Genomic DNA, 17,026 nt, shown 5'->3' on the forward strand with positions numbered 1-17,026 from the left:
ATTTGTATTTAAGATATTTTTTATTTAAATAGATAGTGGAATAATTTATTTAATATATTTTTTATATATAAAATCTGCGAAAAGTGAGTTTGACCATGCAAACCATTCTCTAGTAAATTTGTTAGAGTCATTACAGTAGAATCCTTCATGCATATAACCAGTATTTCCGTCAGAATTTATTAGTGTATTAACTAAATTGTTTATTTCTGTTTCGTTTTTAGTAGTTAACCCTTGCATAGAGAGTGAAATATGCCAGATATACTCTGGTGGAGTATGGGGACTTCCTATACCTTTTGCTACAGATCCTTCATAATAGTAAGGATTATTTTTACTTAAAATAAATTTTCTTGTGTTTTGATATATTTCATCATCAATATCTTTATATCCAATATAAGGAATAGATAAAAGACTTGGAACATTTGCATCATCCATAAGGTTATAGTTACCTAAACCATCAACTTCATAAGCATATATATTACCAAATTCTTCAGTATGTATAATACCAAATTTATTTATTCCTTCTTCAATTTCATGCTTTAATTCATCTGCAATACTTTTTAGGTTATTATCTTTAAATACAATTTCAGATATTTCTGAAATGTAACCAAGAACGACAGTTGCAAACATATTTGATGGAATTAAATAGTTATATTTACAAGCATCATCACTAGGTCTAAAACCTGACCAAGTCATTCCAGTATAAGATACAGGATCACCTAATCCTTCGTTAGTAAGTGTATCTGTAGGTGAACAATTTAGTCTTTGGAATGAGTAATCAGAGGATTCAAAATGATTTTGTTCAATCTTCCAGAGAGCTATTATTTTATAAAATACTTTTCTAATTTCATTATTGAAGAAAGAAGAATCATTAGATTTTTTCCAGTATTTATAGATAAGTCTTACTGGGAAACAAAGTGAATCAATTTCATATTTTCTTTCCCAAACCCATGGGCTATCTTTTGTAATATCGTTGTCCCACTTTTGACCATTACCTGTTTTATTAAAAGCATTAGCATATGGTTCATGTAGAATACAAAATACTTGTCTATTAATAAGCCCTACAAAAAGTTTTCTTAAGTCTTCATGATCATTAATAAATGGTAAATAGTGTTCGATTTGAGATGTAGAATCTCTAAGCCACATAGCTGGAATATCACCGGTAATTATGAATGTATCCATATTTTCTTCGTTATACTCAACTGTTGTATCCATTGTATTAATAAAGCAGTTATAAAATATCCTTTTAAGTTTAATATCATCAATTTTATTTGATAAATCAGTGCCTATTTTACGAATAAGACTTTTAATTTCTTCAGTTTTACTAGTTTCTTTTATTGTATCTGTAATATTAACCATATTTATTCCTCCAAGTGAATTTTTCCTCAATAATTTTTAAAGTTAAGATATATACTACTGTCTTAACCCTAGATATATAATATAAAAATAAGCGTGTAATTTATATGATGTATAAGATTACATGGATTAAAACAGTAGTAAATGTATATGTCAATAATAATTTTATATCGGCTAATACTTATTTTAAATAGCACTATAATACATTTCTTTAATAAAGCAACTATATTAATAATTTATCCACTAAAAATAACTATAAATTTAAAAAAAATAAGATTATATTAGATTTATAGAAATATTATATAAAGTTAAATTTAAAAAAATATAACTTTATAATATTTTTATAGAATTTAATATAATCTATGTTTTAAATATTAATTATTATTTTTAGAGTTATTTTCAAGTTCTGTTAATAAGAATTTATTACAATAACTAATTAAAAATGCTAGTACACTTCCAATGAATAAAAAGGTTGTCCCAGGTGAGATTTCAAATAAGATCAAGGTAAAGACTATTGAAAATATATTAGCAATTGATATTAGTGGTTTAGTAAATACTAATATAAAAGAATTTTTAATAATATCTTTAGTATTCATAGAAAATCTACTTATAAGTACGTAAATATAAGGACTTGTAAATAGGAGTAGTAATGAAATTAATAGAAATACACCAGATAGTATTATGCTATAATTTGAGAAAAATTTAATATTGATATTTAAAATAAATATTAATACTAATTCTACAATCCAGATAATAAGAGATTGTTTAAAGTTTAATTTAAGACCAAGTTTAATATCAGGTATAAGATCTAAATCCTTATTTCTAATTAGTTTACCAGTACAGTAAAGAAGCATTGTAATAGATGGACCAAATGGAATTAGAGTGATTAAAAACAGTGGTAAATAGGTTCCAATCTTACTTATGCCTATTAAAAATATAAAAGCAAGTAAAGGAATATTAAAAAATAAGAATACTATATTAAGTACAAAGAAATAAAATACATAATTAAAGAAATTGAGTATTTTTTGAAGACTAAAAATATTATTCATAAAAACTCCTCCTTTTATCAGGTTTATAGTAAAATTAAGTATAATTAAAAACGTTTACTTTGTCAATTAATGATTTAATGATAAAATATATGAAGTACTAGAAAAAATAGGGAGATTAAAATATGAAAAAATATAATGCAGTTTATAAGAGGTTATTTATAATTTATACAGCTATATTAGTAACTTGCGTTTTATCATTAGATGCATATTTTATATATTATTCTAAAGAAAATATCAAGAGTCAAAAATTATATTTAAATAAAAAAATGATTGAAGATATTGAGTTAGAGTTAATAAAAAATACTAATTCAGTAGATAGGATAGTAAATGGTATTTATGATCAAAGCTTTATTGCAACAGATCTTGTAAATTTATTAAATAACGATTCTACAACTTATTTAAAGATGAAATTAGATTATTTAGCAAAGTCTAATTTAGAGTTTTATAATGGAATTCAAAGATATGTTAATCAAGCTTTTAATACTTATAGACAAATTGTAAGTATTAAGTTTTTATCATATGCAAGACAGGAACTAATAGAACTTGATACAGATGGAACAATAAGTAAAGAAGTTTTAGATAGAAATACTGTAGAGAGTATGCAAAATCAGAAGGTTATATCTGAAAATGGTAAAATTTCTTATATAAAAGAAATTAGTAATCCTGTAGACTTGAAAAAAGAAGGATTAATACTAATAACATATGATAGTCAAGTTATTGATGAAATAGTACAATCCTATGGAGATGATGCTATCATAATAGACCAATATGGAAAAGTTATATTTGATTCAGATGATGACTATGATAGAGAAACGTTAATGAGATATATTGGAAAATTATCTATAGGAGATAAGATAAGTTTAGACGGAAATATTTATTATACTAATGTAATTGTAGATAAGTTAGGTAATATAATTTTAGGAAGAATTAATAGTTATGAAGCTACAAAATTACCATTAACTTATTATTTGATGTTAATATTTATAGATATTTTAGTTGTAGTAGTAGCTATTTTTATAATTCATATTAAGTTAAAAAACTTAAGTGAAAGAATGAATAAAATAATAACTACTATGGACCAAGTTAAAGAAGGAAATCTTGATGTAAGAATTGATATTACTGATGATAAGGATGAACTAAATTATATAGCTACTCAATTTAATGATATGTGTATTGATTTAAAAAATCATATAGAAATTAGCTATTTAGCAGAGATGAATAAAAAGGAAGCTGAGCTTAGCAAAAAGAAAGCTGAAATGTTATCACTACAAAGTAAAATAAATCCACATTTCTTATATAATACTTTGGAATCAATAAGAATGAAGGCTATAGCAAATGGAAATAGAGATGTTGGGAGGATGTTATTCCTTTTAGGAAATTTATTTAGGAATCAATTAAAGGAAGATGATGTGATAACAATTGAAAAGGAAATTAATTATTGTAAGGAGTATTTAGAATTATTTAAGTTTAGATATGATGATAAATTTAATTATTATATAAATTGTGAACAGGAATTATTAAATAAAGAAATAATAAAATTTGTATTGCAACCATTAGCTGAAAACTATACGGTTCATGGAATAAGACGAGAAGATTATGATAATGAGTTGCATATAGATATTTCTAAAAATAATGATAATATAAAAATTGTTATTGAGGATAATGGTATAGGAATAGATAAAAATAAAATTAATGAAATAAATCAAAAGATAAAAGAAAAGGATTTCTCGGGAAAATCAATAGGAATAGCAAACACGCACGAGAGAATCATGCTTCTCTATGGAGAAGAATATGGTGTAAAAGTAGATGAAGAATTTGAAAATGGTACAAGAATTATTTTGAATATACCAATGAGAGGGGAATAAAAAATGTATAAGTTAATGTTTGTTGATGATGAAAAATTAATTTTAGATGGATTAAAGTATATTTTAGATTGGAATAGTATGGATTTAGAGATTGTTCATGAAGCTAAAAATGGAAGAGAGGCCTTAGATAAATTTAAGGAGGAGCCAGTAGATATTGTAATAACAGATATTAATATGCCTATTATGTCTGGGCTTACCTTAATAAATGAAATAAAAAAGATTAATAAGGACGTTAGCTTTATAGTTTTAAGTGGATATGATGAATTTTCATATGCGCAAAAAGCAATAAGTTTAGGAGTTGAAAACTATATTTTAAAGCCAATAGATGATATGGAATTAGAAGAAACCATTAAAAAAATTTGTAAAAAGAAGTTGGAATCAGAAAAGAATAATAATTTAGAAGAGCAATTAAATAAAGTATTAAGTAATGAAACTTCACTTAATGAAAAATATAAAAAGTTGAGCTTTGAAGAAGAAATGGACAGGCTACGTAAGTTAATTATGGAAAAAGATAGATTGAAGATTATAGAATATCTTGAAACATTGTTTGATAAAAAAGAATTTTCTACTAAAAATATATTTGATTTATCAGTTAAAATATTTTTATTAATTGATAAGATATCATATGAATTTAAAATTGATAAAAATATTGGAGAAGATAGTTTAATTAGCAATATAATAAAATTATTTAATGAAAAGTCTAGAGAAAATATAAAGTATTTTATAATTTTAGAAGTTGATAATTTATTAAAAATTATGAACTCTAATACAGAAAAATTTAGTCCAGTTATTCAACAAATAGTAAGAAAGGTTAAAGAATATTATTATGAAGACTTAAGTCTTAAAGTATTAGCTAATGATTTTAATATAAATAGTTCATACTTAGGACAATTATTCACCAAAGAAGTTGGAATGTCATTTTCAGATTACTTAAATAAAGAAAAAAATAGCAAAGCAAAAGAATTAATATTAAATACAAATATGAAAATTAATGATATAGCAAAACAGGTTGGATATTCAGACACAAGCTACTTCTATAGAAAGTTTAAGAAGTACTATGGTGTAAGTCCAGCAATGTTAAGAGAGTTAAAGAATTATTAATATAAAAAGGTCATCTCATGAGTAAGGAAGTTTATTTCCAGGATATTGAGATGATCTTTTTGCATATATCACTAAGTAATTTTAGAGAAGTAAATATTTTAACTTTTTTGCCTCAATAGTATATAAACTTTAATTAGTACAATAAATCTGTATATTTTCAACTATAAATGGAAATTTAACCATGATATATTTTAAATATAGTAAAAACGTTTACGGGGAAGGGGAGTTGAAAATGAATGGAACACTAGAAATAAAAAAAACTAGAAAATCTAATATAAGGAAAAATACAGAGATAAATACAGATATTAAGGTAAATAAAAAAACATTTTTTTCTACTGTAAAGGCAAATAAAGAATTACTATTACTAACAGTTCCAGGAACAATATGGTTTTTAATATTTGCATATTTACCAATGTTCGGAGTAACAATTGCATTTAAGGATTGGAAAATACATGGTAATTTCTTTGAGAGTTGGTTAAAGAGCGATTGGGTATGGTTAGATAATTTTAAGTTTTTATTTAAAAGTAGTGATGCTTGGTTAATTACAAGAAATACGGTTCTATATAATCTTGTATTTATTATATTAGGTATAGTATTACCAGTAACATTAGCAATATTGCTTAAAGAAATATTTAATAAGAGACTTTCAAAATTTTATCAAACATCAATGTTCTTACCTTATTTCTTATCATGGGTTGTAGTTAGTTATTGTTTATATGCTTTCTTAAGTCCAGAAAAAGGTTACTTAAATACAATATTCGCATCAATGGGGATGGACAAGGTATCTTGGTATACAGAATCAGTTTACTGGCCTTTCATAATAATCATTATGAGCCAATGGAAAGGTGTAGGATATGGTACAGTTGTTTATCTTGCATCAATATGTGGTATAGATAAAACATATTATGAAGCAGCATTAATAGATGGTGCTAGCAAGTGGCAACAAATTAAGAACATTACAATTCCTTTATTAAAACCAATAATAATTATTATGTTCATAACATCTATTGGAGGAATGTTCAGATCTGACTTTGGATTATTTTATCAATTACCTAAAAATTCAGGAGCATTATATCCAGTAACAAACGTTATTGATACTTATGTTTATAGAGGTCTTATGAATTTAGGTAACGTAGGTATGAGTTCAGCAGCAGCATTATATCAATCTTTTGTTGGAATGATTCTTATAATAACAACAAACGCAATAGTTAAGAAAGTAGATGAAGAAAGTGCATTCTTCTAAAAGAAAGGTTGTGAATTAAATGGAGTTGAAGCTTAAAAATAAGGTTTTTAATAAAAGTAAAGAAAAGATTAGCGATAAGGAAGAAAGATTCAATAGAGTAAGCAAGAAAACAAATTTTGTTTTAAATATATTATTTGCATTATTAGCAGCAGCTTGCATTATACCATTTATGTTTGTTGTGATTATTTCATTTACTAGTGAAGCATCATTAACAGCTAACGGATATAGATTTTGGCCAGAAGAGTGGAGCTTAGAGGCTTATAAATATATTTTCTCTTCAGGAAGTCAAATAATTAGGGCATATGGAATAACAATTATAGTAACTGTAGCGGGTACACTTTTAGGATTAACTATTATGACAATGTATGCATATGCATTATCAAGAAAGAATTTTGCTTATAGAAAGTTCTTTACTAAGTTAATATTTATCCCAATGTTATTCTCAGGAGGGATGGTTGCATCATACTTAGTAATGGTTAACTTCTTACAATTAAAGGACAATATATTAGCATTGATATTACCTCTATGTGTAAGTTCATTCAATATTATAATTTTAAGAACATTCTTCAAAACAACTATTCCAGATGCTGTTGTTGAATCAGCAAAGATAGATGGAGCAAGTGAATGGCTATTATTCAGAAAAATTATATTACCAATGTCATTGCCAGGTATCGCAACAGTTGGACTATTTTTAACACTTGGATACTGGAATGATTGGTTTAATGCAATGCTATATATAGATAGTAGTAACTTAATACCAGTTCAATATTTACTTATAAAACTTGAAACATCAATGGAATTTTTAAGTAATAATGCTACTAGTATGGGTGCAAATGCAATAGAAGTTGCTTCAAAGATGCCTAAGGAAACAGCAAAGATGGCTATTGTTGTAATAACAACATTACCAATAATATTTGCTTATCCATTCTTCCAAAGATACTTTGTAAGTGGATTAACAATTGGAGCTGTTAAAGAGTAATTAAATAAAATAATTTTAAAAACATAAAAATTTTAATAAAGATAAAGAGTAAATTAGGATAAATTTGGGAGGAGTATATTATGTATTACTTATTAGAAAGAATTGACAAAATTTGTGGAGAAATATCAAAACATATTTATAGAGATAGTATATCAATAGACAATTACAAGTATATAGATGGAAATTATCATAACATTGATTTAATAAAAGAAGCTCCAGCTGATGGATGGAGAGATTTTAAGACAGGAGATTTATGGGGAGGAAGAGATGCTCATGGTTGGTTCAAGTGTACAGTAGAAGTTCCAGAACGTTTTGCAGGACAAACTATAGCACTAAATTTCAAAACTTTTGAAGAAGGTTGGGATGCAACAAATCCTCAATTTATACTTTATGTAAATGGAGAACAAATCCAAGGTGTAGATATTAACCATAGAGAAATAATATTAACTCACAATGCAGTTGCTGGAGAAAAATATGAAATAGACTTACATGCATATGCAGGAATGTTAGCAGATAAATTAGCTACATTAAGTGGTAACTTAGTAGTTATTGATATGGCATCAAGAGAATTATATTGGAACTTAAAAGTACCAGTAGATGTTTGTAAAGAGCTTGAAAAAGAAGATAAAAATAGAGTTGATATGATAACTGTATTAAATGAAGCTGTTAACTTAATAGATTTAAGAAGACCAAAGAGTGAAATGTATGATGAAAGTGTTAAGAAAGCAAATGACTTCTTAAATGATAAATTCTATGGAGAACTATGTGGTCACGAAGATGTTATAGCTACATGCGTTGGACATACTCATATAGACGTTGCTTGGTTATGGACTGTTGCTCAAACTAGAGAAAAAGTTGCTAGAAGTTTCTCAACAGTATTAAAACTTATGGAAGAATATCCTGAATATATCTTTATGTCTTCACAACCTCAACTGTATAAGATGTTAAAAGAAGATCATCCAAAGATTTATGAAAAAGTTAAAGAGAAAATTGAAGAAGGTGTATGGGAACCAGAAGGAGCTATGTGGCTTGAATCTGACTGTAATGTAACTTCAGGAGAGTCTTTAGTAAGACAAATAATGCATGGTAAAAGATTCTTTAAGGATGAATTTAATGTAGATAGCAAGATTCTATGGTTACCAGACGTATTTGGATATTCTGCAGCATTACCACAAATATTAAAGAAATCAGATGTTGATTACTTTATGACAACTAAGATTGCATGGAATCAATTTAATAAAATTCCTCATGATACATTTATGTGGAAAGGTATCGATGGTACAGAAGTATTAACTCACTTCATAACTACAACTGGACCTGGACAAGAGAGAGAGTCTCATTTCACTACTTATAATGGTCATATTCAACCAGATGCAGTAATGGGTGCATGGAGAAGATACCAAGATAAGAACTTAAATAATGATGTATTAATTTCCTTTGGATGGGGAGATGGTGGTGGTGGTGCCACATTAGAAATGTTTGAAAATGCTAGAAGACTTTCAAAGGGTATACCAGGAGCACCAAAAGTTAAGATGGGAACATCTTTAGATTACTTTAAAAGATTAGAAGAAAAAGTTAAAGATAATAACAAATTAGCTAAATGGAATGGGGAGTTATATCTTGAATACCATAGGGGAACTTATACTTCAATGGCTAGAAATAAGAGAGATAATAGAAAATGTGAAAATATGTACACAGCTGCTGAAAAATTAAACTCTTTAGCTATGTTAGAGGGTAAAGCTTACCCACAAGAAAATATTAATAATTCATGGGAAACAGTATTGTTAAATCAATTCCATGATATTATTCCAGGTTCATCAATTAAGGAAGTTTATGATGTAACAGAAGTTGAATACAAAGAGTTAATAGAAAATGCAGATTCAATGATTAATGAAACTAAAGGGTTTATAGCTTCAAAGATTAACTTAGATAGTAGAAGTGTAGTTGTAAATAACACATTAGGATTTGAAAGAAGCGATATAGCTACTTTTGAAATACCAGTAGGTATAAATAATGTTGCAGTAATTGATGAAGATGGTAACAAATTAATTTGTCAAAAAATCGAAGGAAATAAGGCTATATTCTTTGCTAAAGGAGTTCCTGCAAATGGATATAAGAGTTATGCTATAGTTGAAGCTGATGATGTTAATACTGAAGTAGTAAAATTAACAACAACAGAAGCAGAAAACAAATTTGTTAAGATTAAGTTTGATGAAAAAGGACAAATAGTTTCATTTATTCATAAAGATCAAAATAGAGAATTATTAAAGGATGGAGCTATAGGAAACGAAATTCAAGCATTTGAAGATAAGCCAATGTGTTTCGATAACTGGGATATAGATATCTACTATAAAGAAAAAATGTGGAAGATTGATGACGTTCAAAGTATTGAAGTTATTGAGCAAGGACCAGTAAGAAGTACTTTAAGAGTAGAAAGAAAGTTTTTAGAATCAACAATAGTCCAAAATATTCATATTTATAATGATATAGAAAGAGTAGATTTTGAAACAGTTATAGATTGGAAAGAAAGAGACGTTCTTGTTAAGACTGCATTCCCGGTTGAAATAAATGCAAGTGAAGCAACTTATGAAATTCAATATGGTAATGTTACAAGACCAACTCACAATAATACATCTTGGGAAGTTGCTGCATTTGAAGTTTGTGGACATAAGTGGGCTGATCTTTCAGAAGGAGATTTTGGAGTTTCATTATTAAATAACTGTAAGTATGGACATGACATTAAAGATGGAAATATGAGATTAACATTATTAAAATCAACTTGTGATCCAAATCCTGATGCAGATAAAGAAGTTCATCATTTAACTTACTCAATCTACAGCCATAATGGAGATTGGAAGGAAGGAGAAACTTCACAAAAAGCTTACGAGTTAAATACTCCATTTATTACAACTGTTGAAGAAGCTCATAAAGGGGACTTACCAAATACATTAAGCTTAGCAAAGGTTGATAAGGATAATGTAATGATAGAAGTAATTAAGAAAGCTGAAGATTCAGATGATTTAATTGTAAGAATGTATGAATTCCACAATAAGAGAAGTAATGTTACATTAGAATTCTTTAAGGATATAAAAGAAATCAGAGAGTGTAACCTTCTAGAAAGAGATTTAGAAGAATTATCTCCAGTTGGAAATAAGGTCAACTTTACTATTAAACCATATGAAATAAAGACATTTAAATTTAAATTAAGATAAAGCAATTTAAGGAATATCTCAAAAGAATTAATTATAACAAAATATAATTATTAAAATTTGAGGTATTCCTTAAATGTTTATATATAATAAAATTGGGTAATGTTGTAGTTTGGTGAAAAAATAAAATGTTGTAAATATAGCTAAATATTATGTTAGTTATAGATTATTTTAGGGAAGGAAAAGGGGTATAGAAATGATAATAAGAAAGAGATACTTAAGTAAAAAGATAGTGATATTACCAACAGCGGTAGCTTTTACTTTAGCAGTAGTATTTACTGGATGTAACAATGTTACGACAGGGGGAAATAAGCAAGTATATAAAATAACAGAAGAGGGACTTAATTTTAAGATGCAAAACACTCCAATATCATCTTATTGGTTACCTGAAGATTTATTAGAATGGACTGCTTCTGAGGATGAAGATGTTCCTTATAATATAAGTACTATAGAACTGCAAAAAAGAGTAGATAAGGAAAAATTACAAACAGTAAATAATACTCAAAATAAAGATACAAAAGTAGTAGCATTATCAATTATGAACGCAAACACTAGCGGAAATCCTACACAAGGATCAAATACTTTTGATTCAAATACATTTTCATATTGGCAATATATAGATACTCTTGTTTATTGGGGAGGATCAGCTGGTGAGGGAATAATTGTTCCACCAAGTGCTGATGTTACAGATTCAGCTCATAAAAATGGAGTAGAAGTATTAGGAACAATATTCTTTCCACCAACTGAATTTGCAGGTAGATTAGAGTGGTTAGATATATTTTTTACAAAGGATGCTGAAGGAAACTTCATTATGGTAGATAAGCTTATTGAAGTTGCTAAAACATATAACTTTGAAGGTTGGTTTATAAACCAAGAAACTCAAGGGACTGAAGAAAATCCATTAACAGTGGAACATGTAGAACTTATGCAAGAATTTATAAAGCAGTATAAAGAGAAGGCAGGAGATTCTCAACAGTTAATGTGGTATGATTCTATGACAAAAGATGGGGAAATAAATTGGCAAAATACACTTAATGATAAAAATGATATTTTCTTAATAGATGGAGAAGGTAATAAAGTTGCAGATAGTATGTTCTTAAATTTCTGGTGGACAGAAGATAAGTATGCTCAAGATGAATTATTAAAGAAATCAGAAGAGCATGCAGAAAAAATAGGTGTTGACTCTAAAGAAGTTTATGCTGGAATAGATGTACAATCTGATGGTACAGCAACACCTATTAAATGGGACTTATTTGAAAAAACAGCAAATGAAACATATACCTCATTAGGATTATATTGTCCAAGCTGGACGTATTTTTCTTCAGATACAGTAGATTCATTCCAAGAAAAAGAAGCTAAATTATGGGTTAATGAATTTAATGATCCAACTAAAGCTACTGAAGCAACTGGTACTACGTGGAGAGGTATTTCAACATATGTAGTTGAAAAATCAGCAGTTACATCATTGCCATTTAAAACAAACTTTAGCATGGGGAATGGGTATAACTTCTTTATTGATGGAGAAAAAGTATCATCTTTAGACTGGAATAATAGAAGTTTAGCTGATGTTATGCCAACATATAGATGGATAATTGAAAATGAAGGGGAAAACCAACTAACAGCAAGTTTAGATTATTCAACTGCATATTATGGAGGAAACTCAATAAAATTATTAGGTAAATTAGAGGCTAATAAATCTTCTACTATTAAACTATTTAGTGCAGATTTAAAGCTTGAAAAAGGTGTAGAATTTACAACTATGGCAAAGTCAGATTCAGAAGTTGCATTAGATTTAGTATTAGAATTTGATGATGGTACTATAGAAACAATATCAGGAGATAAAAAACTTGAAAAAGACTGGACAAAAGTAACTTATGATGTTGAAAAATTTGTAGATAAATCAATAAGAACAATTTCTTATAAGATGACAACTAGTGAAGCTGCAAATAATCTTACAGTTAATTTAGGGAATTTATCAATAGATGATGGAAAGACTGATAAAGCGGTAGATGTTTCTAATGTAAAAGTTGAGAGTACTAGCTTTGAAGAAGATAGTACTTTAGCAGGTATAAGACTTACTTGGGATGCTACTGAAGGTGAAGGATTGCATCATTATGAAATATATAAGGTAAATAGTGATAAGAGTAAGTCATATTTAGGTGCAACGTATAATACTAGGTACTTTATAAATTCTCTAGAGAGAGAAACTGATGAAATGGAAAGTACTTTTGAAGTAGTTTCAGTTAATAATGATAACGTAAGAGGAAAATCAGCAAAAGTTAAAGTAGAATGGCCAGATAATACATTACCAAAAGCTAATTTTAGAGCAAAAAGTACTGTAGTGGCACCAGGCGAATCAGTTACATTTGAAAACTTAAGTAACTTAGTTGCTGATAGCTATGAATGGACATTTAAAGGAGCAGATGTTGAAACAAGTACTGAGCAAAATCCAACAGTAACTTATTCAAATGAAGGCACTTATGATGTTGTATTAAAAGCTAAGAATAAGAAAGGTAATGATGAAATAGTTATAAAAGATTTAATAACTGTTACAAAATCAGCAGAATCAGGATTAAATAACCTATCATTAAATAAAACAGTAGAAGCTTCAAGTTTTGTAAATGATGCAGAAGCACCTAAATATGCATTAGATGGTGATCCATCTACAAAATGGTGTGCAGTAGGTCCAGATAATCATAATATTACTATTGATTTAGGTGAAGTTAAATCAATAAATGAAGTCCATATTCAACATGCTGAAGTAGGTGGAGAAAATCCAGATATGAATACTGAAGAATACAAGATAGAAGTAAGTGAAGATGGAGAAAACTTTACTACTGTATCTTTAAGAGAAGGAAATACTTTAGGAGAAACTGTTGATGCATTTAAACAAGTAAATGCTAGGTATGTAAGACTAACAATATTAAAAGCAACTCAAGGTTCAGATTCTGCAGCTAGAATTTATGGTATAGATGTATTTGGATTAGAATAGAAAAATAACTATATTAATATTAAAAAAATTACTAGCTAAGCATTTTTATTGCTTAGTTAGTAATAATTTATTTTAATAAAAATGGAAAAATTTTCATATTAGTAGACAAATATGAAATTTTTATATTAAATATAAAATATGTACACTATAAAGTCTAAAAAAATTACTATAAAATAGAATATGTAAACGATATAAAAATATGCAAAAGGGGAGAGGAAATTTATGAAAATTAAAAAGCTTATTGCTTTAGCAACAACTGCGCTTGTAGGTGCATCAATATTTGCTGGATGCTCTAGTACAGCAACAAGTAAGAAAAGTGATGTAGTAACATTGAAATGGTATACAATAGGTGCTGAGCCAAAAGACTTACAACTTGTTGAAGATGAAGCTAATAAATATCTAGAAGAAAAAATAGGCGTAAATATAGATATGAATTTTATTGATTATGGTGAGTATAGCCAAAAATTGGGTGTAATAATTAATTCAGGAGAAGCTTATGATTTAGCGTTTACTTGTTCATGGGCAGGAGATTATTTAGGAAATGCAAGAAAAGGGGCATTCTTAGATTTAACACCTTATCTTGATAATATAGGTAGTGAAATGAAAGAAGCTATAGATGATAGATTCTGGAGTGGAGCAGAAGTTGATGGTGGTATTTATGCAGTACCAAATCAAAAAGAAATTTGTACAGCTCCAATGTGGGTATTTACTAAAGAATATGTAGACAAGTATAACATTCCTTATACTGAGTTACATTCATTAGAAGATTTAGAACCATGGTTAAAACTTATAAAAGAGAATGAACCGGATGTAACTCCACTATATATCACAAAAGGATTCTCAGCTCCACAATACTTTGAACAATTAGTAGATCCAGTTGGAATAGAATACGAAGATGATTCACTAGTAGTAAAGAATATGTTTGAAACAGACAAAATGAAGTCTACATTAGAAACATTAAGAAAATACTATCAAGCTGGATATATAAATGCTGACTCTGCAACAGCTCAAGATGATAAATCAGTTAAGAGATTTGTTACAAAAGGTGATGGACAACCTTATGCAGAAGTTTTATGGTCAAAAGATTTAAAATATGATGTAGTAACAAGTCAAATAACAGATTCTTATATTACTAATGCTTCAACAACTGGTTCTATGATTGCAGTATCTAAGAATAGTAAAAATCCAGATAAAGCAGTTGAATTCTTAAACCTTTTAAATACTGATGAATATATAAGAAACCTTTTAAACTATGGTATAGAAGGAACACACTATGAAAGTGTTAATGACAAACAAATTAAATTAACAGATAAAGCTTCTGATTATTCTGTTGGTTACTATACTTTAGGTAACTTATTCATAACTAAAGTTTTAGATAATGAACCAGAAACTAAGTGGGATGAATTCCAAGAATTTAATGATGCAGCTAAAGAATCTGCAGTACTTGGATTTAAGTTTGATACTTCAAAAGTAACAAATGAAATTGCAGCTATAAACAACGTACTTGAAGAGTTTAAATCTACTATATATAGTGGATCAGTAGATGTTGATGAATACTTAGACAAGTTAAATAAAAAATTAAAAGACCAAGGTATCGATAGAGTTATTGAAGAAATGCAAACTCAACTTGATGCATGGTTAGCTGAACAATAATAGATAAAGGGGGAGAAATCCTCCTTTAATCATATCAATAGTAAAGGAGAAAAAAATGAGTAAATTATTTATAGGTGTAGACTTAGGTGGAACAAAAATATATACAGCTTTATCAGATGAAAGAGGAAATATACTAAAAGAAATTATAAAACCAACTGAAGCAAGTAATGGATATGAGCAAATTGTGGAAAAAATAAAAGAAAGTATAAGGTATGTAAGTAAAGATGTTAAAGAGGATAAAGTAGTTTCAATAGGAATTGGATCACCAGGACCATTAGATGTTAAAAATGGATTAATAGTAGATCCTCCAAACTTACCTTTTAAAAATTTTAATATAGTTAAGGCATTAAAGGATGAATTTAAATTACCTGTATTTTTAGATAATGATGCAAATGCAGCAACATTAGCGGAATATAAATTTGGGGCAGGAGTAGGAACTACTAATATGATTTTTATAACTGCTAGTACTGGAGTTGGAGCAGGAGCAGTTTTAAATAAGAGTATATATAGAGGAAGCACATCAAATGCTTTAGAACTTGGGCACACTACAGTTCATTATTCAGGAAATAGATGTGGTTGTGGAAATAGAGGTTGTGTAGAATCTATGTCATCAGGAACTGCTATTAAAAAGCAAGCAGATGAGGCCTTAAAATCAAATATTGAAACAAGCTTAAGAAAATATGAAGTTGTTACTGCAAAAGAAGTATTTGCTGAAGCGAGTAATGGAGATAAGTTATCAAATGAAATATTAAGAGAAGCTTTAGGATATTTAGGCGTAGCAGTTTCAAATGCAGCCAATGCATTTGATCCAGATATGATTGTTATTGGTGGAGGAGTTAGTGAAGGTGGACAAATAGTTCTCGATATAATTAGTGAAGAAATGAAAAGTAGATGTTTAAAGCCAATATTAAATAATTGTGTTGTTAAAAAAGCACAGCTTGGTGGTAAGGCAGGAGTTCTAGGTGCAGTAGCATTAGCTATAGTTGAAAGCAATAAGTAGAATAGAAAACTAGCTATAAAATAAAGCAAGCAAAGTAAGAAGAGAAGTAAAGGGGAATAGTAGTTATGGAAGAATTTTATGAGCAATATAATGGAAAAGACTATGGATATTTTCAAAGCATAATGAATTCCATAGAATATGCATCATTAATATTAGTAGCAGTTTATATATTAGGTTTTAGAACATTACTTATTGGAAGCTTTGTGTTTTTAATATATGTAGGAATAGTATATTTTAATAGAAAGAAATTTGTTGCCTATGAGTATGAATTAACATTAGATAGTTTAGTTATTTCAAAAGTAATGACTGAAAAAAGAAGAAAGAAGTTATTAGAATTTAACTTATCAGATGTTGAATGTGTAAGTAAAACTAAGAGAAATGAAAAGAAGTGTCCAGTAATAAATGCATATATAAAGGAAAAAGAAAATAATAATCAATATTTATATGTAAAAACTCCTGAAGGATTAAAGTGTCTAGTTTTAAATATGGATGAAAAATTAATATCTATGTGTTATAAGATTAAGCCATCAGTATTTAGAGAATTAATATATAATTAAAATTTATTAATTGATAAGATAGTTA

11 protein-coding genes are annotated in these 17,026 nt (G+C 27.7%); 9 read left to right on the top strand and 2 right to left on the bottom strand.

Annotated features, from left to right (window positions below; translation table 11 throughout):
• Positions 1 to 45 precede the first annotated feature (45 nt).
• Both EJJ37_RS04000 and EJJ37_RS04005 read right to left on the bottom strand, forming a co-directional pair.
• Positions 46 to 1,356, bottom strand: coding sequence for a glycoside hydrolase family 125 protein (locus tag EJJ37_RS04000; protein ID WP_133014304.1), 1,311 nt, complete (start codon positions 1,354 to 1,356; stop codon positions 46 to 48).
• A 371-nt stretch (positions 1,357 to 1,727) separates the two neighbouring features.
• On the bottom strand, positions 1,728 to 2,402 hold the full coding sequence (locus tag EJJ37_RS04005; protein ID WP_133014305.1) for a DUF624 domain-containing protein: 675 nt from the start codon (positions 2,400 to 2,402) through the stop codon (positions 1,728 to 1,730).
• 122 nt (positions 2,403 to 2,524) lie between these two features.
• Between EJJ37_RS04005 and EJJ37_RS04010 the strand changes: the two genes are divergently transcribed.
• The 9 genes from EJJ37_RS04010 to EJJ37_RS04050 all read left to right on the top strand — a co-directional run bounded on the left by EJJ37_RS04010 (position 2,525) and on the right by EJJ37_RS04050 (position 17,001).
• Positions 2,525 to 4,267: a sensor histidine kinase gene (locus tag EJJ37_RS04010; protein WP_133014306.1), complete on the top strand. Its 1,743-nt coding sequence runs from the start codon at positions 2,525 to 2,527 to the stop codon at positions 4,265 to 4,267.
• Between the two features lie 3 nt (positions 4,268 to 4,270).
• Complete coding sequence (locus tag EJJ37_RS04015; protein ID WP_133014307.1) at positions 4,271 to 5,368, top strand: response regulator transcription factor; 1,098 nt, start codon at positions 4,271 to 4,273, stop codon at positions 5,366 to 5,368.
• A 232-nt stretch (positions 5,369 to 5,600) separates the two neighbouring features.
• Entirely contained in the window at positions 5,601 to 6,611 is a 1,011-nt protein-coding gene (locus EJJ37_RS04020) for an ABC transporter permease (protein ID WP_133014308.1), read from the top strand.
• Between the two features lie 19 nt (positions 6,612 to 6,630).
• Positions 6,631 to 7,590, top strand: a complete 960-nt coding sequence (locus EJJ37_RS04025; RefSeq protein ID WP_133014309.1) for a carbohydrate ABC transporter permease — start codon at positions 6,631 to 6,633, stop codon at positions 7,588 to 7,590.
• 80 nt (positions 7,591 to 7,670) lie between these two features.
• Positions 7,671 to 10,802, top strand: coding sequence for an alpha-mannosidase (locus EJJ37_RS04030; RefSeq protein WP_133014310.1), 3,132 nt, complete (start codon positions 7,671 to 7,673; stop codon positions 10,800 to 10,802).
• Positions 10,803 to 10,995: 193 nt separating this feature from the next.
• The gene (locus tag EJJ37_RS04035; RefSeq protein ID WP_243124832.1) at positions 10,996 to 13,791 is read left to right on the top strand and encodes an endo-beta-N-acetylglucosaminidase; all 2,796 of its coding nucleotides are present in this window, start codon (positions 10,996 to 10,998) and stop codon (positions 13,789 to 13,791) included.
• 222 nt (positions 13,792 to 14,013) lie between these two features.
• Complete coding sequence (locus tag EJJ37_RS04040; RefSeq protein WP_133014311.1) at positions 14,014 to 15,444, top strand: ABC transporter substrate-binding protein; 1,431 nt, start codon at positions 14,014 to 14,016, stop codon at positions 15,442 to 15,444.
• A 55-nt stretch (positions 15,445 to 15,499) separates the two neighbouring features.
• Positions 15,500 to 16,444: an ROK family protein gene (locus EJJ37_RS04045; RefSeq protein WP_133014312.1), complete on the top strand. Its 945-nt coding sequence runs from the start codon at positions 15,500 to 15,502 to the stop codon at positions 16,442 to 16,444.
• A gap of 65 nt (positions 16,445 to 16,509) precedes the next feature.
• Positions 16,510 to 17,001, top strand: coding sequence for a hypothetical protein (locus tag EJJ37_RS04050; protein WP_133014313.1), 492 nt, complete (start codon positions 16,510 to 16,512; stop codon positions 16,999 to 17,001).
• Positions 17,002 to 17,026: the final 25 nt, after the last annotated feature.

It is taken from the genome of Clostridium cuniculi, from assembly GCF_004353185.1.
Classification (GTDB): Bacteria; Bacillota; Clostridia; order Clostridiales; family Clostridiaceae; genus Clostridium; species Clostridium cuniculi.